The sequence below is a fragment of the Solwaraspora sp. WMMA2065 genome (assembly GCF_030345075.1).
GTDB lineage: Bacteria > Actinomycetota > Actinomycetes > Mycobacteriales > Micromonosporaceae > Micromonospora_E.
In genome coordinates, this window is the sequence record NZ_CP128361.1 from 3,188,695 (window position 1) to 3,208,880 (window position 20,186).

The following is a 20,186-nucleotide window of genomic DNA, read 5'->3' on the forward strand; positions in this document are numbered from 1 at the left end:
TCGCGGCTCGGCGAGGCAGCGCGATGGGACACGGGGGGCGTTGGCGTTTGTGGATGACCGTGCCAGGGTCGCCGGGATGGGTGACGTCGGAGCGGAGGCCGGCGAGGACGCGCGCAAGGCCGAGGAGGTCGGCATCGATATAGAACCGGACCTCGGCAGGTTTGATCCTGCTCACGCGGCGCGTTGGGAGTTCTCGTACGCCAGCGCCCACCGCACGTCGGGCATGTCGAGTTGGTACGTCCCGGCAATCTCCTCGACGCCCGGCCCTGCCTCGTCCTGCTCCCAGAGCACCTCGGTGCTGAACCCCTTGATCGATGGCCGACCGAACCGGACATCTGGCAGGATACGGACCGGAGACTGGGGGTTGGGGTCCGGTCGCCATCCGGCAGCGACATCGCCGTCCCAGGTGACCCGCTCGACGAACGCCGCCGACGGAGGAGTGAGCAGCAACTGGTTACCGACTGCGGCCACCAGGCCGTATTCCGGGTCGAGACCAGCCTCCGCCTGAGCTTGCAGAACGAGTTTATCTGCCGGCGACGTACGGTCGGCGGTCGGCGAGTGGGTAGGGCACCCCGAATCCTCCCGGAGCAGGTCGATGAACGCCCGCAACTCGACCATCGGCACCCGGTGGGTACGGCGGTACTCCCGCAACAGCCCCGCCTCGACGAACTCGGCCCACGTGACCGAACGGGCGCCGCGCGGCTCGGTGCGTAGCACGGGTTTGTGCCGGCGTCCCTTACGCTCGTCGCCCTCCAGCCAGTAGTGCAGCGTCGACTGCGCCACCCGAAGGAGCCGGGCAGCCTCCGCCTCCGAGAAGACCTCACGCTCCAGGACGCTCACCACCGTGCCGGTCTCCCACGCACCGGCTTCTTCATGGGTATGCCAGACGGCCTTGTGCGACGCCTTCGTGGCTGTGCCGCCCGCGTAGGGCGGACCGCCGGCCGCAGACCGGGATTCGTGTGCTGGAGTTGTGGTCCTGGCCTGGGAGGACGGGGGCGGGTGACGTGGGTGAACGTGGGCGACTCCCTGCCATCCAAGGTGAACCCCAGGTCGCTAGACTGGGCCCTCGCGCCCTCGTAGCTCAGGGGATAGAGCAACGGTTTCCTAAACCGTGTGCCGCAGGTTCGAATCCTGCCGGGGGCACCCCAGAGATCAGCGAGAACGCCAGCTGACCAGCGCGTACGCATATCGCGGTCGTAGGCAGCAGGATCTGCAGTCAGCCAGACTCGGCTCGTACGCCCAGATCCGCTCAGCGTCGGCGTCCGCGCGGTCCTGCGCTGCTTCCAGCTTCGCAAGCTCGTCCGCGCCCCAGCGGCAGCGCCACCTAGCCCAGGGCAGTCGCCAAGCGCGCTCGATCACGAGTACACGTTGTGACGGCCGGCACAGCAGCCTGGAGAGTCGTTTCGGGGTGCCACAGCCACAGTGCCGGAGGCCCGTCACCATACGCGGGTGTTTCGCGACTGGTGCGTAGGGTGGAAGACGCTACCAGCACCAGCCCAACCTGTGAGTCCGAAAATGACTGTTAGGCGAGTTTCATCCCGTACGCTCGGCGCGGGCACGGGCGCGCCGTGGCTGACCGGCGTCGTCGCGTACGCGGCGGCGGTCGCCATGGCGCTGGTGGTCCTTGTGACGCCGGCTCCGGCGGTCGCAGCTCCGCCGTACACGCTGGATGAGCGTGCCCTGGCGATCGCCTCGCCGTCACTGGTCTACGTCGAAGTGGTCTACACCGGATACCTGCGCGACAAGCAGTCCGGCGCACCACTGCGCGCGTCGCCGATCACGTTCACCCGGCGGTGCAGCGGCTTCGTCGTCGGCACCGGCGGCGAGGTGATCACCAACGGGCTCTGCGTACGGCCGGCGAAGGACACCGCAGCGCAGAACGCCCTCTACTCGCTCGGACGCATCCTCATCGCGGAGGAGACTCTCGAGGCCGACGCGCTCGACCGCTACGTCGCCGACAACCTCCGCCAGAGCATCTTCACCGGCCTCGAAGCCGCAGACGAGCCGGACCATCAGGTGTACGGGCAGCTCGGCGTCGCGCCCACGGGCGGTCTGACGGAGAGCCCGGCGATCCCCGGCGAGGTGACCGAGGTGCTGGACGCCGACGCCGGCAACATCGCCCTGGTCAAGCTGGAGCAGCAGAACCTGCCCGCGGTCGAACTGACCTCGTCGGGCACCCTCGACCTGGGTTCCTCGCTGGTCGTGGTCGGCTACGCCACCGACGAGGTCGATCCCCGCACGGCGACGTACTCGCTGCGATCCAAGCCGGTGAAGGTCATTGGTACCGGCACCCGCGGCTCCGCGTCGGTGTACCGGGTCAACAAGGACGTCGGCATCCACTCGCTCGGTGGGATGGCGATCGACACGAACGGCCACGTCGTCGGGGTGCTCGACAACGACCTGGAACTGCCTGACCGGGCGAACCGTGCGCTGGTGCCGATGCAAACCATCACCGCGCTGCTCGCCGAGGCGGGCGTCGACAACGCGTTGGGCGAGACCGATCAGCTGTTCCGCAGCGGGCTCGACGCCTACTTCGCCGGTGACTACGAGACCGCCATCAGCCAGCTCGGCACCGTCGTAGAAAACTCGCCGGTGAACTCGGTCGCCCAGACGTACCGGCAGAACGCCACCGAGCTGCAGAAGATCGAAGACAGCTTCTCCAGCGGAGCTGGCTGGCTGATCTGGGCCAGCGGCGCGGCCGGCGGCGCGCTGGTGATCGGGCTGATCATGCTCGTGGTGCTGCTTCTGCAGCGCCGCGCCCGCCGCCAGCTCACGTCGGCCGAGCCGGTGCCCCCGGCCGCGCCATATCCGTTCTCGCCGGCGTCCGGATACCCGGGCCAGCCCACTCCCGGGTACCCCTCGGCACCCGCCTATCCGGCCCAACAGCCAGCGCAGGAATACCCGCCCGCACCTATCTACCAGCCACCCGCACCCGCTTACCAGGCGCCGCCTGCCCCGCGACAGGGGGCAGCGCCCGACGACCAGACGTGGCCCGACGACGAGGCGTTGCCCGACGAAGTCGGGCCCGACCCGCACGGGCCCAACCGCCACCACTAGCTACAGCGCGATCAGCGACAGTGGCTTCGGCTGGTATCCCTCCAGGTAGCGGGCCGGGTCGGCGTGCAGTACGGAGGCGAGCAGCGTGCCGAAGACGTCCCGGAAGTCGGTGGTCGCCTTCAGGTCGCCGTCGTCGAGGTCGGTGAGACTGGGCTGTTCGCCGTGGAAGCCCCCGACGACTCGAGGGCCGAGTACGAAGACCGGTCCGGCGGTCCCGTGGTCGGTGCCATCGGAGGCATTGGCGCGCACCCGGCGGCCGAACTCACTGTAGACAACGACCGTGACGTTGCGCCCGGCCGGGCTCGTCGTCGTCAGCCGGTCCATGAACATGGTCAGCGCCCCGTCGACCTCCTTGAGCAGCCGCTCCTGCGCGGGCCGCTCGTCGGCGTGCGTGTCGAAGCCGCCCAGGCTGACCGAGTAGACCTGGGTGGGTACGCCTGCCTCGATGCACCGGTGCACGAGCGCGAGTTGGGTGGCCAGTGACGTCTCACCGCCTGTGCCGGTGGCCGGGAGGTGTCCGGCCTCGCCGGCCTCGAACGGCTGATCGGACTCCCGTACCCGTCGGATCAGGCCGTCCACCCGCAGAAAGTCGTGCAGCGCGGTCGCCGCCCGTGCCTGCAGGACGTCCTCGCCCCGCTGTTCGCGCCCGAGCGCGCGGACCATGTCCGCGCTGATCCCGGCGGGCAGTTGGGGTACGCCGAGCGTGACACTCGCTCCCGCCCGCGTCTCGCCTGCCAGCAGTGGCGGAAGCACCGGCTCGAAGCTGACGGCCGCTTCCGGCGATGCCTGGATCCCGTCGAGCCAGCGCCCCACCCAGCCGGTCCGGATCGGCGTGTCGGGCGACCCTGTCTGCCAGATGTCCATCGACCGGAAGTGGCTGCGGTCCGGCCGGGGGTATCCGACGCCGAGGACGACTGCCAACCGCTTGTCGTCCCAGAGCCGCTTCAGTCCGCCCAGCGCGGGGTTGAGTCCGAGCGCGCCGTCGAGGTGGAGCACCTCCTCGGGGGCGTAGGCCAGCTCCGGCCGGGCGGAGTGGTAGGCCGGGTCGGTGTACGGGATGACGGTGTTCAGCCCGTCGTTGCCCCCGTACAGCGTCACGATCACCAACGTGTCGGCCGGTCCGGGCTCGCCGTCCTTGTCGCCCTTGGCGAGCAGCTCAGCGATGCCCAGGCCGGCTGCGGCGAGCGCACCGCCGCCGAGCGCGCCGGAGGCCAGCAGGAACGTGCGTCGGGTCAACGGATCCATGCTAGTTCACCAGGTATTCCGGGCTGGCCAGGCCGAGCGTGATCAGCTCCCGCGGTGTCGTCGCCTGTTTCAACGCCGCGTACGTACGGTTGGTCCAGGTCGGAACGACGAGTACGTCGGCCAACCGCTCCACCGTGACCCACACGCCGCCGGCCGACTCGGCGAGTACGCCGGCCAGGCCCAGCCTTACCTGGGCTGCCGAGGAGGTCAGCCAGGCTGTCCCGCTCGGCCAGCCGGCCACACTCGGCGGCGCGAACGGCACCTGCCCGAGACCCTTGAGCCCACTGACGACCGTGTGGAAGGCCTCGCCGGAGAGCCGCGCCGGGCGGATGCCGAGCTGCCGCATTGCTCCGACCAGCCACTCCATCGGCTGCTTCACCATCCGGAAGCGCCCCGAGCGGAACTGCTCGTCCTCGACCAGGGCGCGCAGCATCGAGATGCCCACCGGGAACGCCGCGACCATCTTCCCCCGGGTGGACTCCGGGATCGGCTCGGTGGAGGACGCGTACCGGAACCACAGCCGGTCCGCGATGAACCGGGGGCAGGCCGGCCGGGCGGCGAGGTGGTCCACCAGCGAGAGCGCGTCGAACTTCGTGGTGGCGCCGAGAATGGTTTTGGGACCGGCGTCGTGGTCCTCGGGTACGAAGATCGCCGTCGCCGGCACGCTGAGGTCGGTCTTCCAGCCGGTCAGTGCCCGGCCGGCCGCCTTGACGTCGCGTTCGCCGTACTGGCCGATGCCGAGCATGAACAGTTCCATCAGCTCTCGGGCAAAATTCTCGTTCGGCGCCCGTCTGGTGTTCGTGTGCCCGTCGAGCCAGTAGACCAGCGCCGGGTCGGTGACCAGTTTGCGGGCCATTGTGGTGAACGTCGGCGAGCTCCGTATCTTTTGGTGCTGTGCCAGCATGAACTGCGGACTTCCGACCTTCCGTATTGAGGTCGCCCAGTGCCCGTGCCAGAAGAACAGCAGCTTCTCGGTGGTCTGGTGGTCGGCGACGGTCAGCCGGTCGAGCCACCACCGGATGATCGTGTCGGTCTGCTGGCGGCGGAGCGCCTCCGCGGCGGCGCGCCGCTCGGCGCCCGGGTCGGGCAGATCGTCGAACGCGTCGGGGCCAAGCTCCGGCATCGGCGCCGCCGCTGCACCCCGGTCCTGCTCTCCGGGGTCCATCAGGCGCGCCACGGTGGCCCCGTATCCGGCCTTCGACGCGGCGGCCAACTCGGACGAGGTCGGACCGAACCCCACACGTCGCAGGAGCAGTGCGACGCTATCGCTCATGTGGATTAACGTACGCGACTGTGCCGGCGACCGGGTACCGCCGAGCGCCCGCGCCGCGTCGCCGCCCCGCGCCGCGTCGCCACCAGGCCCACCAGGTTGACAGGTAGGGCACGCAGCACGTCGGTGGCGACGGCCAGCTGATCAGCGCGGGTGAAGCCGACCCGGGCCACCAGCAGCGTCGCGTCGGTCGCGCCCGCCAGCAGCAGCGTCTCCGCATCGGACAGTAGCGATGGCGCGTCGACCACGACGAACCGGCCGCCGAGCCGCAACGACTCCAGCGCCGGGGCCAGCGCATCCGAGGCCAGCAGTTGCTCGCTCGGCCCAGGCCCGACCGGACCGGCCGGCAGGACGTACAACGGCAGGTCCGGGAGCCGGTGTGTGGCCTGCTCGGCCGCGACCTCGCCGCGCAGCACGCTGGTCAGGCCGACTGTGTTCGGCACGTCGAAGAGCCGGTGCACGCCGGGATGCCGTACGTCCGCGTCGATCAGCACGACCGGCTCGCCGGCCCGGGCGAACGCGATGGCGATGTTCGCCGCAGTAGCCGTTCTTTCTTCCCCCGGCACCGGGCCGGTGACCGTGAGGCTGGCGAACCGGCTCCCGGCCGCGCGCAGCCGCAGGTTGGCGCGGATCTGCCGGTACGCCTCGACGCGCGGCTCCGTGTCGTCGCCGGTCGCCAGCGGCGGCCTCCCCCCGCCGGCCGCGACGGCACCGAGCAGGACGGTGCCGGCGACCTCGGCCGCGTGGCTCTCGTCTCGTACGGTGCGGTCGCGCGCGTAGCGGACCACCGCGACGAGGACCCCGATCGCAAGGCCCCCGGCGGCGCCGAGCCCGGTGTCGGCGGTGACCTGCGGTGTGGCCGGGGCCGAGGGCGTCGTCGCCGGCCGGGTCACCGAGACCTTGACCGGTGACTCGTCGATGCCGGTCGGCTTCTCCAGGCGCGCGACGTATGCGGGAAACTCCGCCGCGATCGCGTCGGCGATGTCGCGGGCGCGTACCGGATCCGGGTCACGGACCTCGACGGTGAGCACCGCCGTGCCGGCCGCGCCGGTCACCGTGACCCGCTGCGTCAACTCCGAGGGCTGGTACGGCAGTCCGAGCCGCCGGACGACGGCTTCGGCCACCTCGGGGCTGTTGCCCACCTCGGCATACGAGCGCACCCGCTGCAGGATGTAGTTGCCGCCCTCGTTGAGTTGGCCGATGTCGCGGGTGGTGAAGTTCGGCGCGAAGAACAGTTGGGCGTCCGCCCGGTACATGGGTTCCTGCTGGGCGGACGCGAGACCCGCGCCCGCGCCGCCAAGCAGCACCAGCGCCAGCACCAGCCACCGCTGCGACCACACGGCTCGCAGCTGGCGCTCGAGGGTGAGCTGCTGCCACTGCTGGTGCCGCTGCTGGGGTACGGATGGCGCGACATCGCCCGGCCCGTCGGAGGCAGGCCGACTGAGCAGCCGAGCCGGGGCGAACCGCCCGGAAAGCTTCACGCTGAACCTCACACCCCGCCGGAATAGCGGCGCAATGTTAGCAGCAGGTCCGCTCCGCTCATCGTCGCAAGGCCGTCAACGCCGGGTCGGGGAGCCTACAGTCGACGGGTCGCAGCGACTCGGCGGCGCCGATGCCGACGGCGAGCAGCAGCACCCCTGCGGCGGCCGGCCACAGGTAGAAGTCGAAGAACCAGATCTGTACGGCGAACCCGACGATGAGCATCCGTGCCGTCAGCGACCTGAGCTTGACCAGCACGACCGCCAGGATGGACACGAACACCAGCAGCGCGAGCACGCCGAAGTCGTACCAGAGGGTGAGGTAACTGTTGTCGAACGCCTGTGCCTGCCCGTCGGAGATGCCGATCTGCTGGAAGAACCGCACGTGCGCCTCCGGGCCCAGGCCGAACAGCGCACTGCCGGCACCGTCCATGATGCCGGACCAGGCCTCTTCCGTACGGCGGTAGCGCGCCGTCGCCGAACTCGACCCGCCGACGTTGGTCAGGCGGGCCCGGACGAGGTCCGTCAGGTCCCGCACCGGCTTGGGACCGACGGCCACCAGCACGGTGCCGGCGGCGGCGGACGCCGCGACCAGACCGACCCCGCGCCGGGTGAGCTTGCGCGGCTGGGCCAGGTACCAGATGCCGAGCGCGCAGGCCGTACCGATCCACGCGCTGCGCGACCCGGACAGCAGCAGGCCGACCGCGCCTGCGGCGAACGGCACCTGCCAGAGCCGGCCGCGCAGGCCGACGGCCACGCACATCGCCAGCATGCCGTACGTGCCGTAGACGATCGGATGTCCCATAGTGCCGGCCGACCTGCCGGCTCCCGCCTGTGCCGTGAACGCGTTGCTGATGGCCAGCTGGTCGAGAACCGGCCAGGTGCCGGACATCCGCTGGTAGACGGCCAGCAGCGTGACGGGTACGGCGACCCAGGCGAACGCCCGCGCCAGGCGGACCACCGGCGCACCGGCCCGCGCCTCGGCCACGACATGCCAGCCGACCAGCGCATAGCAGGTCAGCGGCGCGACGGCGATCACAATGTCCTTCGGGCCGGTCCACCACACCAGGCCGGTGAGCACGCAGGCCGCCGGGACCACGAATCCCACCATCCCGCCGGACGGCAGCGGCGCGTACGGCTGGAAGCGCTGAATCCGGCCGAGTGCGGCGATCGCCGTCGCCGCCAGCAACACTATCCATACCGGATCGACGGGGTATCCGGGATCGGCGGTGACCGGGACGAGCAACAGGACCGCGAACAGCGTGTAGTTGAGCCGATCCGGGGTCCACAGCCCCCAGGCGAGCACGCCGACGACGGCCACGGCGGCGAGCGCGAACGGCTGCCAGGCCGCCACCACCCCGACCGCCACGGCAGCCGCCCCGGCGACGACCGCCACGGCCGGGTCCGCCGGACGGGACGCGCCACGCAGCGTGGGCAGGTGCGACATCAGCTGACCGCGCCCAACTCTTCGAGGTACGCGACGAAGCGTGCGGCCGGGGACGGTTCGGTGGCGAGCTCCTGCCCGCGCCGTGACGCCTCGGCCGTGAGCCGCCCGAACGCCTCCCGGTCGGCGGCCAGATCCAGCAACGCCGAGGCGAGCGCACCGGCGTCGGCATCCACCAGCAGTCCGCCACCACCGGCGAGGATCTCTGTCGTGGCGCCCGCCCGGTAGCCGATCACCGGTGTGCCGCAGCGGAGCGACTCGAACGTCACCCGGCCGTAGGCCTCGTTGCGGGACAGCATCAGCGTCGCGTCCGCCCGCGCGTACAACGCGGCCGGGTCGTCCGTCCACGCTACGGTCTCGAGCTGCGCCTCGACGCCGTACCGGCGGGCCAGGTCGGCGAGGTCGCTCCGCGCTGCGCCGTCACCGACCCCGGCCAGGGTGAGGGTGAACGCGCGGCCCTGGCGCGCGCAGATCGCCAGCGCCTGCACCGCGTCGGCCTGGCCCTTCTCGGCGCTGTGCCGGCCCAGCAGCAGCAGCCGCTCCAGTGCGACCGGACGGTCCGCACCCGGCCCGGGGACACCGGATTCGACCGGCGGCGGGATCACCCGCAGCTTCGTCCGCGCCATCGGTACGGCGCTGGTCACCTGGCTGGCGGCGTACGCGGAAACCGCCACGACGCCGTCCGAGAGGCGCGCGATGAGCTGGACGATCGCGGCCCGGGGCAGCACGGACCGCAGGCTCGGGTTGCTGAGCAGGCTCTCCCGCACCACCCAGACGTGCGGCAGCCGGGCCATCCGCGCGGCGATCGCCCCGGCTGGTACCACCGCCGAGTTGGTGACCACGACGTCCGGCCGCGTTCGGTGCAGCAGACGCCGGTATCGGGGAACCGACGCGAGTGCTTGGAACAGTCGGACCGCGCCGACCGCAGGGCCGTACCGCCGGCCCATCCACAACCGGGTCGGCAGCACGACCACGTCGGCGCCGGCCGCAGCGAGCTGCGCGCGCAGCGGCCCGTCCCCGGGTAGCGTGACGGTGACCTGGTGCCCGCGCGCCCGTACCGCCTCGCCGACCAGGGCGAGCAACGAACGCTCCGCGCCCATGAGATCGGCGGAGTGGCTGACGAACAGGGCGTGCACGCTAGAACCTCTCCGTCGGGCCGTGCACTCCACGCAGCCCGTCCCAGTAGCCGGCAAGAACGGCGAGCGCCCGGCGCCGGTCCTTGCGGCCTCCGGCGACGAGGCGGAGCACCGACCTGGCCAGGTTCTTGTAGTGGACCGGCTCCCCGATCAGGATCCGCCGCAGCGGACGGGGGTAGTGCTTGCGTACGTAGAGGATCTCGTTGCGGTGATGGTAGTACTGCGCGCGAGGACTCGAACCGGCCAGGCTGCCGCCCCGCCGGTGCCACACCTGCGAGGCGCAGACCAGGCCGATCCGGCCACCCGCCGTGGCGATCCGCCGTACCAGGTCGAACTCCTCCTTGTAGTGGAAGAACCGCTCGTCGAACAGGCCGACCCGGACGGCCCAACCGACGCCGAGGAGGATGGCCGCGCCGGTCACCACGTCCACATCGTGCGCACCGACCTCGCACCCGGCGCAGTGGACCGGCCGCACCCGGCCGCCCGGCAGCGTCGCGGCGACGACGTACGGCTCCGGGTCGGGGGCGTCGGGTCGCGCGGACGTCGTCTGGACCGATGTGGACACCGCGTACCGGTCCGCATGCGCCAACAGCGCCGACAGCGTGTCCGGCCGGGGTACGCAGTCCGCGTTCAGCAGCCAGACGAAGGCCGCGTCGCGGTCGTGCGCGACCCGGATACCGGCGTTCATCCCGCCGGCGTAGCCGAGGTTGGCGTCGAGCCGCACCAGCGTCACCGCATCACCGAGCGTACGCAGCTTGTCGATGGAGTCGTCGGTGGAGCCGTTGTCGACGACGACCACCTCCGGCACGGCGCTGCCGGCGGCGACCGCCCGGACGCAGCGGATCGTGTCGTCCGCGCAGTTCCAGTTGAGCACCACCGCGACGACGCGGGTTCCGTCGCTATTCACGCCCGCTGTCCCTGTCCCCCGCCACCCGATGACCGGCCCCGGACCGGACGGCGAGGCCCAGCGCCGTGCTGTGCGCGGCGAACAGGGCCACCGACAGCGCGGCGACGCCCCACGCCCCGTACGGCGCGGCGACGAGAGGATAGCCGACCACTGCGGCCAGCGCGGTGCCGAGCGCGATCACGGCGGTGGTGCGCTCGCCGCCGAGGTTGACCAGGCGCGCGCTGAGGACCTTACCGACCGACACCGCGACGCTGCGCGGCACCAGCAGCGCACCGAGCAGCACCGCCGCCGCGTACCCGCTGGTCAGCACCCCGATACCGGCCAGCCCGACGAGCACCAGCACTCCCATGCCGACCGCCAGGTAGACAGCCCGACGCAGCACCCCGCGCAGCCGATCGGCCGAGCCTTCCTCGTGGTCGCGCAGCGTACGCTGGGCTGCGACGACTGCGCCGGCCTGGGAGAACTCGATCGCCGCTACCGCCAGGGAGTAGATCGCCAGTGCGTCCGCGCCCTGGTAGCGGGCCAGCGCGAGTTGGTCGAAGCGGTACGTGAAGATCTGTGCCACCGCGCCGGTGTGGGTCAGGCCCAGCCGGGCGAGGCGTTCGGGCTCCGCCGAGGCGCGCCGCGCCATCGCGCCCAACGGTGCCCCGTGCGCCGCCCACATCGCGACGGCCATCACCGCCTGGCAGCCCAGCCAGGCCAGCAGCCAGACCGTCGCGTCGTCGACCGAGGCGAGGATGAGCACGAGGTAGAGCACGGGCGCGGTGGCGGCGAACAGCGCGCGCTGGCGGTAGACGGCGACGAACCGCCCGAGGGTCAGGCCCGCCGCCGCGGGCATGGTGCCGGCCGCGACGCACGCCGCCCCGGTCGCCGCGAGTGCCGGTGACGCCGCCTCCGCGTACCAGGCGAAGACCCAGCCCAGCGTGGCCGACAGCGGCACCGTGGCAGCGTAGACGGCGAGGCTGCGCCGCCCGGACCGCTCCCGTAGCCAGTCGCTGCCCTGAGCGAGCATGAACGTCTCCAGTGACAGCCCGCCGACTGCGACGCCGACGGTCGCGCTCGTCGTCGTAGCGACCAGCAGGCCGCGCTCTGCCGGCGGCAGCGCGACGCTGAGCAGGATGGCGAACCCGGACATGGCCAGCGCGGCCACGTACATCGCCGTCGCGCTGCCGACCGCGCGCCGGATCGCGTACGCCGCCGGCCTGAACCGGCCCGGCCCGGACCGGCCCGGGCTCAGCCCTCGGCTCGTCAAGCCCGCAACCCGGCGACGGTGCCCCGGATGACGGCGGTCGCCGCGTCGGGGCGGCGGGCGAGCAGCGCCTTCGCGGCGTAGCCGAGCCGGGCCGCGGCGGCGAACGGCACCCGGTGCCGATAGTGCTTGCGGAAGAAGATTATGCAGCTGCGGCTGGCGTGAAAGTACGTCGTGGTCGACTTGGCCGCCATGTCCGCCGTCGCCCCGGTCGCCACCCCGCCGGTGTGCTCGACGGCCAGGTCCGGGACCGCTGTGGTCGGGATGCCCAACCGGGCCGCACGTAGCGCTATGTCAGCCTCCTCGTAGAACAGAAAGAAGTCCTCGGAGAACCCGCCCAGATCCTGCCACGCGCGGCGGGTGACGAGCAGCGAGTGGCCGGCCGCGTAGACCAGTTTGCTCGACCCTGGCACCCCGCCGGCGGGCGGTCGTCCGCTCTGGCCGGTCCACAGGTCGACCATGCCGAGGTCCGGCCCGCCGCCCGGTGCGACGCTGGCCGTCGCGCCGATCGCGGTGTCGCCGGCGTGCAGCACATCGAGGGCCGAGGCGAGCACGCCGCCCGCGATCCGAGTGTCCGGGTTGAGCACCCATATGACGTCAGCGCCCTCGGCCAGGAGCCAGGTGGCGGCGAGGTTGTTGCCGGCGGCGTACCCGACGTTGCCGTGCCCGGCGATCACCCGGACCGTCACGCCGGCACGCTCGGCGGACCCGGCGATCTCTGACAGTTCGGCGGCCTGGTCGCTGTTGTCGACGATGGCGATCGCGATGCGCGGACCGGTGGCCTGCGGACCGGTGGCTCGTCCGGTCACGATGGAACGGATGAGGCAGCCGGTGTCACCCGCACTACGGTAGTTGACGATCGAGATGCCGAGCAGACCGCTCACCGTGCCCCCACCGCACCATAGCCCGCCACACGCCCAGGACACGAGTACGAAACAGGCTCCCGATCAACCTGTCAAGTAGCCTCGGAACCATTTCCTTCCTGGACCAGGTCGACCAATCCAACTGGATCATGCCGGCTTTGCCAAGCCCGACTCCCTAGATTGGAGCAATCGCATTCGTCGGGCACGACTGGCGTCTGCGCGGTGATGAGCGCGGCAGCCACAGCGTTCGGGGGCCTACCCGAGCATCCGCGATGCCCTGGAGGTCGCGGCCGGTGAGGCCGGCTCCGTGACGATCGACGCGGGCGACGGCATCGGACAGCCCGGAGATGATCGACCTACGCGGCCTGGTTCGCGTGCCGGCGCCCGCCCCGACGGGGGGTGACCCAGACATGGCCACGCGACGCGACCAACTCCACTCGTACCAGTTCCTCACTCAACGGGTCATATCTGCCTACGTGATGCGCGAGACCGACCCGCAGCAGTCCCCGCTGCGCCGCGGTGTCGGCGCAATCTTCGGCGGCCTGATGATCGCCATCCTGGTAGCCGCCGGGTTCGGCATCTACGGCATCGTGACCAAGGCCGGCAGCGACAGGTGGCAGGCCGACGGCGCGGTCGTGATCGAGAAGGAGACCGGCGCCAGCTTCATCTACCGTCAAGGCAAACTGCACCCGACGCTCAACTACGCGTCGGCGGTGCTGGCCTCCGGCCGCCCCGACGCGCCCGTGTTCCGGGTGCCTGGCAACTCGCTGGCCAGCACGCCCCGCGGCGTCACGATCGGTATTCCGGGCGCGCCCAACTCTCTGGCACCGGCCAGTAAGCACATTGGCCTACCTTGGACGATCTGCTCGGCGCCCAGCGGGGATGACACCGGCCGAACCGTCGAGACCGTCTCTCTGGTCGTGTCCCGGGCACCGGTCGGCGGGCGGTCGCTGGCGGAGGAGGGCGTGCTGGTCCGCGACTCCCGGCAGGACGCGACGCACCTCGTCTGGCACGGCCGCCGGTTCCTGATCCGCGACGCCCGCAACGTCGTACCCGCCCTCTTCGGAGAGGTCAACGCCGCACCGGTCGGCCCGGCGTGGCTCGACGCGCTACCCGCCGGCAACGCCATCGAACGGGTCGCGTTCAGCGGCCGCAACCAGCCGTCCAGCGAAGTGGACGGCTGGGCGATCGGCGAGGTGCTGGTCGCGCAGACCGGTTCGGGGCCGCAGTACTACCTCGTCCTCGACGACGGGCTCGCGCCGATCACCGAGCTGCAACGGAGAATCCTGCGCGCCGAGTTCACCGTGGCCGGTCGAGATACCTGTGTCCCAGGCTACGGCGGCACCGACCAGCAGCCAGGTGCGGCCAGCGGCCGGAGACAGCGCGCCGCCTGCGTCGCCGCCCGCGCTGATCCGACCGGCAACCGGCTACACGCTGTGCGCGGTCACCAGCGACGCACGCACCGTACCGACGATCACCTCTGTCGGCGGTACGGTGGCCGGCCTCGACGAGGCCGTACCGACCGACTCGGTCACCCGCGACGGTGTGATCCTCGCCGACTATGTGCTGGTGCCGCCGGGCCGGGTCGCCGCCGGGCGGGTTTTCGGCGCGCCGACCGCCGATACCGGCCCGTACTACGTCGTCACTGACCTCGGCATCAAGTTCCCGGTGCCCAACGCGACCGTCCTCGGGCAGCTCGGCTACTCGGCGACCCAGGCGACCGATGTGCCGACCACGCTGGTCTCGCGGATACCCACCGGACCGACGCTCGACCCGTCGCGGCCACCCGCCCCGCCTCGGCGGCCCCCGCCGACTGACACCGGGGGGCGCTCAGTCGAGGAGCTTGCCGGGTGGGCCGGGTTCTTCTAGCTCGTCCCGCCGCGCGGCGGCCCGGGAGCCACCGCAGAGCGCCGGGACCTCCGCCGCCCCCGCAGCAGCGCGACCGACAGTGTCAGCACGGTCAGCACATAGTGAAACGGCCGGCGACGCGTTGGCTGGCACCGAGGAGCCCTTTCTGCGGCGTACCCGCCCGCGGTAACCGGCGGGTTCCGAAAGACCCCGGCCTCGGTCAGGCTGTTGCGGCACGGTTAGCAAGCCATCTCGGAGCCGGTACACGACGAAGTCGCCCGGGGGGTCACGCCGCACCGGCCTCCGTCGCCACGCAGTACGCCGCGAAGTAGGCTCGCCTAACCTAAGAAGGAGCAGCGAAGCGGAGGAACATGCGATGGCGACGACCCGGCGGCAGGCACCGAATCAGTACGTACTCACGGTCGAGTCCACCGAGTGGCTGACGCCGCACCTGGTGCGGGTGGTTCTCGCCGGGCCGTCGCTGGCCGAATTCAGCTACGTCGGCCACACCGACGCGTACGTGAAGCTGCTGTTCGTCGACCCCACGCTCGGGCTGGAGCCGCCCTACGACCTCGCCGCGCTGCGAACCACCCTGCCGGCCCGGCAACGGCCGGTGACCCGTACCTACACGGTCCGCTGGTTCGACCAGGCCACCCGGCGGCTGGCGATCGACTTCGTGACCCACGGCGACGCCGGGGTGGCGGCGGTGTGGGCGGCCAAGGCCACGCCCGGCGACCGGCTGGTGATGTCGGGTCCCGGCGGTGCGTACGCGCCCGACCCGGAGGTCGGCTGGCACGTGTTCGCCGGGGACCTGTCCGCGTTGCCAGCGATCGCCGCGTCCCTGCAGGCACTGCCGGAGCACGCGCGCGGCGTCGCGCACCTCGAGATCACCGATCCGGCCGACATCATCGACCTCGAACACCCCGCCCAGGTGACGGTGAACTGGCTGGTCAACGCCGACGACGGTGACACCGTGTTCCTCGCCCGCGCGATGGAGGACTGGCCCTGGCCGCCTGCCAAGGACTCTCCCGGCGCCGTGCAGGTCTTCGCGCACGGCGAGCGAGAGTCGATCAAGGCCGTCCGCAAGGTGCTCCAGGCACGAGGCGTCCCCCGCGAGGCGATCTCGATATCCGGCTACTGGGCCCGCGGCCGCACCGAGGACGTGTTCCAGGCTGAAAAGCGCGAGCCGGTCGGCCGGATCGACTGACCGTCGTACCCGGACAGGGCCGTCGTACCCGGACAGGGTCAGCCCGGCCCGCCGTCGGGCTCCCGGGCCTCGCGTCTACGGCGTTCGGCGGCGCGGCGCTTGCCTTCGTGCATCGCGACCACCCGCGCGATCGGGATGCCGTGCCCCTGCTCGACCAGGCCGGGATCGAGGCGCTGCGGCAGCGGCATCAGCGTCGCCCACGGATCGCCGTCGCCGAGCAGGGACGGCACCGTACCGATGGTGTAGTCGGTCGGCACCGCCGCCTCCAGCGCCTCCCAGGTCAGTGGGAAAGAGACCGGCAGACCCGGCCGCAGCCGTGGGCTGTACGGGGCGACCACGGTCGCGCCGCCGGCCCGGGTCGAGTCGAGGAAGACCTTGCCGTCCCGCTGCTCGACGATGAAAGCCGTCGTCGCCAGCGCCGGGTCCAGGCGTTCGGCTCGGGTCGCGATCGCCCGGGTCGCCGCGGCGACGTCGGCATGGTCGGCGTCACCCGCCAGCGGCACGAACACGTGCGCACCCTTGGCGCCGCTGGTCTTCACCGCCCCGGCCATGCCGCACGAGGTCAGCACCTCGCGGACCAGCAGGGCCGCCTGCGCCGCCAACCGGAACGCGCCGCCCGGCGGCGGGTCGAGGTCGAGGATCAGGTGCGTCGGGTACGCCCGTTCGCCGGCTGTCGTCAAAGTCGGATGGAACTCGACCGACCGCTGATTGGCGAACCAGAGCAGAGTCCGCCGGTCGTTACACAGACCGTAGGTCAGCATCCGCCGGGAACGGTCCGCCCACACCTCGGCGGTGGCAATCCAGTCCGGTGCGTACCCGGGCAGGTTTTTCTGCATGAACGGTGGCTGGCCGGGTCGGACCCGGACCACCGACAGCGGCCGGTCGCGCAGCGCGGGGACGATCTGGTCGTGCACCGCGTCGAGATAGTCGACGAGGTCGCGCTTTGTCGCACCGGCGCCGTCGAACAGCGGCTGATCGAGGTTGGTCAACGGCACCCCGGCCCGCTCCTCACCCGCCTTCGCACCTCGTGGCATCCGCCCATCGTTCCACGCCGATCACCAGTCGGGAATATTGTGCGGGTACCGGCCGGCCCGGCCGGTGCGGTTGGCCGCCGCGCCAACCTCGCCCGCTGGGGCCGCTTCGCCCACCGGCTCCGACTCGCGTCCGCTGCGGGCGTCAACGCATCAGCTGCAGTACCAGGACGACCACGCCGAGGGCGAAGAAGAGCGGGAAGTCGGGCGGCAGGATGCCGCCGAGGTTACGGTAGAAGCGCAGGATCAGCATCATGCCGAAGAAGGCCACTGTGTAGCCGGCGGCGATGGCGCCGATCCCCGGCCGCCAGATGCCGATCACCAGGCCGGCGGCGGCCAGAGTGTCGAGGACCGCGATCAGCAGGGTCAACGCCCGGCTGGGGCGGAACCCGAAGTGGTTCTGCAACGGCTGGATACCTGCCTCCATACCGATGTACATGGCGAGGCCGTGCAGGACGAACTCCATGATGAGCACGGCTGTGCAGATGATGACGATGATCCGCACGGACAGTCTCCAGTTGTTCGGGCGTGGCGTACCGCGGTGTTCCGAGGGGTGTCGCGGTGCCTTGGCGTGGTGTGTCGGGTCAGGTCGGCAGTCCGGCCAACTCGGCCAGGCGGGTCAGGGCCTGGTCGAACAGGGCTGCCCGGTCGTCGATGATGTTGTTGAAATGGCCGAACAGCTCCAGGTTGAGCATCCCGAACAGCCCGCTCCACGCGGCCAGCGCGGCGATGACGGACTCGTCGGGCACGGCTGGGAGCACGGCCGACCGCACTCGCTCGAGGTCACCGCCGAGCGACTCGGGCGTGGCCTGAGCGGTCGGCGGGGTACGCAGCACTCCGGCTCGGTGCGCGTCGCTGATGATCCGGCCGAGCACGACCTTGTCCCGCATCGCCGCCTGCAGAGTGGTCTCCGGGGCGTGGTAGCCGCGTACCGGTGATCCGTAGAGAAGTGCGTACTCGTGCGGGTGCTCGATCGCCCAGCTACGCAGCGCCTGCCCGACCGACCGCCACCGGCCCGCGAAGTCGTCGGCCGCCGCCTCCTCGTCGGCCTGCTCGACGGCGGTGCCGACGGAGTTGTAGCCGTCGGTGACCAGCGCGGTCAGCAGGTCGTCACGGCTCGGGAAGTAGCGGTAGACCGCTGAGGAGACCATGCCGAGATCCCGGGCGATCGCCCGCAGGGAGAGGTTTTCGGCACCCCGGTCGGCGAGCTGCGCCTTGGCGATCTCGACGATCTCGTCGGTCAGTTCCTTGCGGACGCGTTCCCGCAGCGCGCGTGCGGAAGCCAAGGCCTCTCCTCCTTCGAGCGGTCCCGTCGGCACCGGCACCGGCACCGGCACCGGCACCGGCACCACCGCACCGATCGTGCAGGTCAGTACCGCCGAAGCTTACCCGACCGGGTACCACGAATTAGAGCATCGGTCGTACTCATGAGCAATAGTCTTTACGGAGAGCACCGCTCTTGTCAGCCTCATATCGAACCTCACCACCCTCGCAGGTCGGCATCAACCGCCGTTCCTGCCAGCTCTGCGGCACAGCCATCCCCGAATCCATCTCAGGTCGAGAGGAAGCCGTAGCCGGAGACCGCCGCCCGCACCTCGGCCAGCGCATCCCGCGCCACCTCGGCCATCTCGGTCACCGCCCGGTCCGGCGCCGAGTCCACCATCCGGGCGGCGAGATCGGCCTTGAGGGTCACCGCGGACAGCCGTTGGCCGAGGATGTCATGCAGGTCGCGGGCGATCCGGAGCCGTTCTCTGGCCACCGCCAACTGGGTCAGTTTCGGCCCGCGCCTGCAACAACTGCATCGAGGTGTCGATCTGGTTGTAGATCGCCACCTGCACGCCGCTGGTGATGGCGATCAGCAGATCAGGATCACGACCGAGTCGGCGCTGACCCGCAGCAGGCCCACCGCGATGGCCACGAAGACCACGGTGTGGCCGACCACCAGCGCAACGGGCAGTTGATCAGCAGCATCACCAGGCTGAAGAAGGCCAGCCCGGACAGCCAGTCGTAGCGCAGCTGGGGCACCATCGCCAGGCCACAGATCAGGGTCAGGGCGACCGTCACCGGCGCACGGTTGGCGTGCAGTTGCGGAGTGTTGCGTGGCGGCCCGGGTCGGTCGTTGCGGCCGCCCGACGATGGTCAGCCGGACGGTGATCCGACCACCGACGTCGGTCGGACCGACGCTGGTCAGACGCGGACCCGGCGGTGCCACTCCACGTCGTACGCCAGCAGCCAGGAAGACGCCCCACCCCAGAAGTACCGGCGGTAGAGCGGCGCGAGAGCGACGTCGAGCCAGCCGCGGCCGGGCAGGCTACGGAACCGGCCGTACCGCGTGCCGGCGCGCAGCGCCCGCTCCGTCCGGGACCTGCGCATCGACTCGTACGTGGCCAGCGCCATCGGCACGTCGTCGACGTCACGCAGACAGCGGCCGAGCACCACGGCGTCCTCCAGGGCGAGCCCGGCGCCGAGCCCGTACCCGACGGGGTGGGCGGCGTCGCCGAGCACCACCATCCGGCCCCGTCGCCAGTGCGCCAACCGCTGCGGCAGATAGAGCGGCACGGGGCGGCCCAGCGTGGTGCACTGAGCGATCAGCGTGGCGCACGGGGTGTCGCCCTGGCCGTACTGCGCGGACAGCCGGCTCCGCCAGCCCTGCTCGCTGATGCCAGCCAACTCCGCCGGGTCGAGGTCGCCGGTCGGCACGAGCGCGTTCCACCAGACGGTGCCGTCCGGCTTGGCGGTGTACTGGAAGCAGCCCTGCCGGCTGACCACCAGATGCAACGTCCCGGCCACGATGCCCGGCAGCCGGGTCACCCCGTCGATTGCGCAGTGTCCGCCGTACTCGGGCGGTGGCGCCGCGTTGCTGATCACCCGGCGCACCCGCGAATGCGTCCCGTCGGCACCGACGAGAACGTCGCACTCCACCCGGGCCCCGTCGATGAACTGCGCGGTCACCCCACCGGTGCTGCTGGTGGCCCCGGCCAGTCAGCGGCCGGTGTGGACCTCCGCGCCGGCCCGGATCGCTTCGTCGCGCAGTACGGACACCAGGTCGCCACGCATGATCGACACGTTCATCGGCCGGTTGGCCAGGCGTCCGGCCCGGGACAGTCAACCCAGCAGCCGGCCTTCGCCGCTCCACAGACACAGCCGGTTCACCACGATCCCGCGTGCCTGTATCTGCTCCAGACAGCCGACCGAGTGCAGCGGCCCCGAGCGCGTTGGCGGTCAGGTTGAGAAAGCCCCCGGTCGTCCCGGCGGGATCGAGGTACGCCTCGTAGACGGAGGTTCCGACGCCGGAACGGGCAAATGCGACCGCAGTCAGCGAGCCGGCAAGACCGGCACCGACGATCGTGGCACGAAGTGTCATGAATTCACGCACCCAGAAGTCTGCCGCCAGGTACTGCAGCGCCCCTTGAGATGTGGCCGGCGACCGAGCCGGCCGCCACCATCGTCG

The 20,186-nt window shown here is 71.2% G+C and carries 18 protein-coding genes, 1 tRNA gene and 1 pseudogene; 5 read left to right on the forward strand and 15 right to left on the reverse strand.

Annotation, left to right across the window (positions count from 1 at the left end):
* Nucleotides 1-171: 171 nt before the first annotated feature.
* A complete protein-coding gene (locus O7610_RS14345; protein WP_289213479.1) occupies nt 172-840 on the reverse strand; it encodes a DUF433 domain-containing protein in 669 nt (222 codons plus the stop codon).
* Nucleotides 841-1,070: 230 nt separating this feature from the next.
* Here O7610_RS14345 and O7610_RS14350 point away from each other — a divergent pair.
* Nucleotides 1,071-1,143: transfer RNA gene (locus O7610_RS14350), tRNA-Arg, on the forward strand.
* Between the two features lie 360 nt (nt 1,144-1,503).
* Entirely contained in the window at nt 1,504-3,057 is a 1,554-nt protein-coding gene (locus tag O7610_RS14355) for a DUF3824 domain-containing protein (RefSeq protein WP_289213480.1), read from the forward strand.
* On the opposite strand, the gene O7610_RS14360 is transcribed toward O7610_RS14355, so the two are convergent.
* The 8 genes from O7610_RS14360 to O7610_RS14395 are packed head-to-tail and all read right to left on the reverse strand — an operon-like array spanning nt 3,058 to nt 12,670.
* Complete coding sequence (locus tag O7610_RS14360; protein WP_289213481.1) at nt 3,058-4,302, reverse strand: DUF1501 domain-containing protein; 1,245 nt, start codon at nt 4,300-4,302, stop codon at nt 3,058-3,060.
* 1 nt (nt 4,303) lies between these two features.
* Nucleotides 4,304-5,575: a DUF1800 domain-containing protein gene (locus O7610_RS14365; RefSeq protein ID WP_289213482.1), complete on the reverse strand. Its 1,272-nt coding sequence runs from the start codon at nt 5,573-5,575 to the stop codon at nt 4,304-4,306.
* Nucleotides 5,576-5,580: 5 nt separating this feature from the next.
* Complete coding sequence (locus O7610_RS14370; RefSeq protein WP_289213483.1) at nt 5,581-7,053, reverse strand: tyrosine-protein kinase domain-containing protein; 1,473 nt, start codon at nt 7,051-7,053, stop codon at nt 5,581-5,583.
* Between the two features lie 58 nt (nt 7,054-7,111).
* A complete protein-coding gene (locus O7610_RS14375) occupies nt 7,112-8,497 on the reverse strand; it encodes an O-antigen ligase family protein (protein WP_281551251.1) in 1,386 nt (461 codons plus the stop codon).
* Nucleotides 8,497-9,630, reverse strand: a complete 1,134-nt coding sequence (locus tag O7610_RS14380; protein WP_289213484.1) for a glycosyltransferase — start codon at nt 9,628-9,630, stop codon at nt 8,497-8,499. Before O7610_RS14380 ends, O7610_RS14375 begins: the two co-directional genes overlap by 1 nt.
* A gap of 1 nt (nt 9,631) precedes the next feature.
* Nucleotides 9,632-10,537: a glycosyltransferase family 2 protein gene (locus O7610_RS14385; RefSeq protein ID WP_289213485.1), complete on the reverse strand. Its 906-nt coding sequence runs from the start codon at nt 10,535-10,537 to the stop codon at nt 9,632-9,634.
* Nucleotides 10,530-11,789 carry a lipopolysaccharide biosynthesis protein gene (locus O7610_RS14390; protein WP_289213486.1) on the reverse strand — a complete coding sequence of 420 codons (1,260 nt, stop codon included), beginning with the start codon at nt 11,787-11,789 and terminating at the stop codon, nt 10,530-10,532. Before O7610_RS14390 ends, O7610_RS14385 begins: the two co-directional genes overlap by 8 nt.
* Nucleotides 11,786-12,670 (reverse strand): glycosyltransferase family 2 protein, encoded by an 885-nt coding sequence (locus tag O7610_RS14395; RefSeq protein WP_289213487.1) that lies wholly within the window; start codon nt 12,668-12,670, stop codon nt 11,786-11,788. The genes O7610_RS14390 and O7610_RS14395 overlap by 4 nt, the downstream gene beginning before the upstream one ends.
* Before the next feature lie 389 nt (nt 12,671-13,059).
* On the opposite strand from O7610_RS14395, the pseudogene eccB reads away from it, so the two are divergent.
* The 3 genes and pseudogenes from eccB to O7610_RS14410 all read left to right on the forward strand — a co-directional run.
* A pseudogene (eccB, locus tag O7610_RS14400) lies at nt 13,060-13,887 on the forward strand (type VII secretion protein EccB); the annotation flags it as partial.
* Between the two features lie 121 nt (nt 13,888-14,008).
* Complete coding sequence (locus O7610_RS14405) at nt 14,009-14,518, forward strand: type VII secretion protein EccB (RefSeq protein ID WP_289213488.1); 510 nt, start codon at nt 14,009-14,011, stop codon at nt 14,516-14,518.
* Between the two features lie 355 nt (nt 14,519-14,873).
* Nucleotides 14,874-15,704, forward strand: coding sequence for a siderophore-interacting protein (locus tag O7610_RS14410; RefSeq protein WP_281551257.1), 831 nt, complete (start codon nt 14,874-14,876; stop codon nt 15,702-15,704).
* A gap of 38 nt (nt 15,705-15,742) precedes the next feature.
* On the opposite strand, the gene O7610_RS14415 is transcribed toward O7610_RS14410, so the two are convergent.
* From O7610_RS14415 to O7610_RS14440, 6 genes are all read right to left on the reverse strand, one after another.
* The gene (locus tag O7610_RS14415; RefSeq protein WP_289213489.1) at nt 15,743-16,738 is read right to left on the reverse strand and encodes a DNA polymerase domain-containing protein; all 996 of its coding nucleotides are present in this window, start codon (nt 16,736-16,738) and stop codon (nt 15,743-15,745) included.
* 142 nt (nt 16,739-16,880) lie between these two features.
* Nucleotides 16,881-17,240: a hypothetical protein gene (locus O7610_RS14420; protein WP_281551259.1), complete on the reverse strand. Its 360-nt coding sequence runs from the start codon at nt 17,238-17,240 to the stop codon at nt 16,881-16,883.
* A gap of 79 nt (nt 17,241-17,319) precedes the next feature.
* Nucleotides 17,320-18,021 (reverse strand): TetR/AcrR family transcriptional regulator, encoded by a 702-nt coding sequence (locus O7610_RS14425; RefSeq protein ID WP_281551260.1) that lies wholly within the window; start codon nt 18,019-18,021, stop codon nt 17,320-17,322.
* 266 nt (nt 18,022-18,287) lie between these two features.
* The gene (locus O7610_RS14430; RefSeq protein ID WP_281555681.1) at nt 18,288-18,494 is read right to left on the reverse strand and encodes a histidine kinase dimerization/phosphoacceptor domain-containing protein; all 207 of its coding nucleotides are present in this window, start codon (nt 18,492-18,494) and stop codon (nt 18,288-18,290) included.
* 110 nt (nt 18,495-18,604) lie between these two features.
* Nucleotides 18,605-18,799 (reverse strand): hypothetical protein, encoded by a 195-nt coding sequence (locus O7610_RS14435; protein WP_289213490.1) that lies wholly within the window; start codon nt 18,797-18,799, stop codon nt 18,605-18,607.
* Between the two features lie 123 nt (nt 18,800-18,922).
* Nucleotides 18,923-19,687, reverse strand: coding sequence for an FAD-dependent oxidoreductase (locus O7610_RS14440; protein WP_281551262.1), 765 nt, complete (start codon nt 19,685-19,687; stop codon nt 18,923-18,925).
* Nucleotides 19,688-20,186 lie beyond the last annotated feature (499 nt).

What these genes read in the sequence shown, in the direction of transcription:
- O7610_RS14360 (WP_289213481.1), bottom strand. Translation starts at nt 4,302, where the DNA reads ATGGATCCGTTGACCCGACGCACGTTCCTGCTGGCCTCCGGCGCGCTC.
- O7610_RS14365 (WP_289213482.1), bottom strand. Translation starts at nt 5,575, where the DNA reads ATGAGCGATAGCGTCGCACTGCTCCTGCGACGTGTGGGGTTCGGTCCG.
- O7610_RS14375 (WP_281551251.1), bottom strand. Translation starts at nt 8,497, where the DNA reads ATGTCGCACCTGCCCACGCTGCGTGGCGCGTCCCGTCCGGCGGACCCG.
- O7610_RS14410 (WP_281551257.1), top strand. Translation starts at nt 14,874, where the DNA reads ATGGCGACGACCCGGCGGCAGGCACCGAATCAGTACGTACTCACGGTC.
- O7610_RS14415 (WP_289213489.1), bottom strand. Translation starts at nt 16,738, where the DNA reads ATGCCACGAGGTGCGAAGGCGGGTGAGGAGCGGGCCGGGGTGCCGTTG.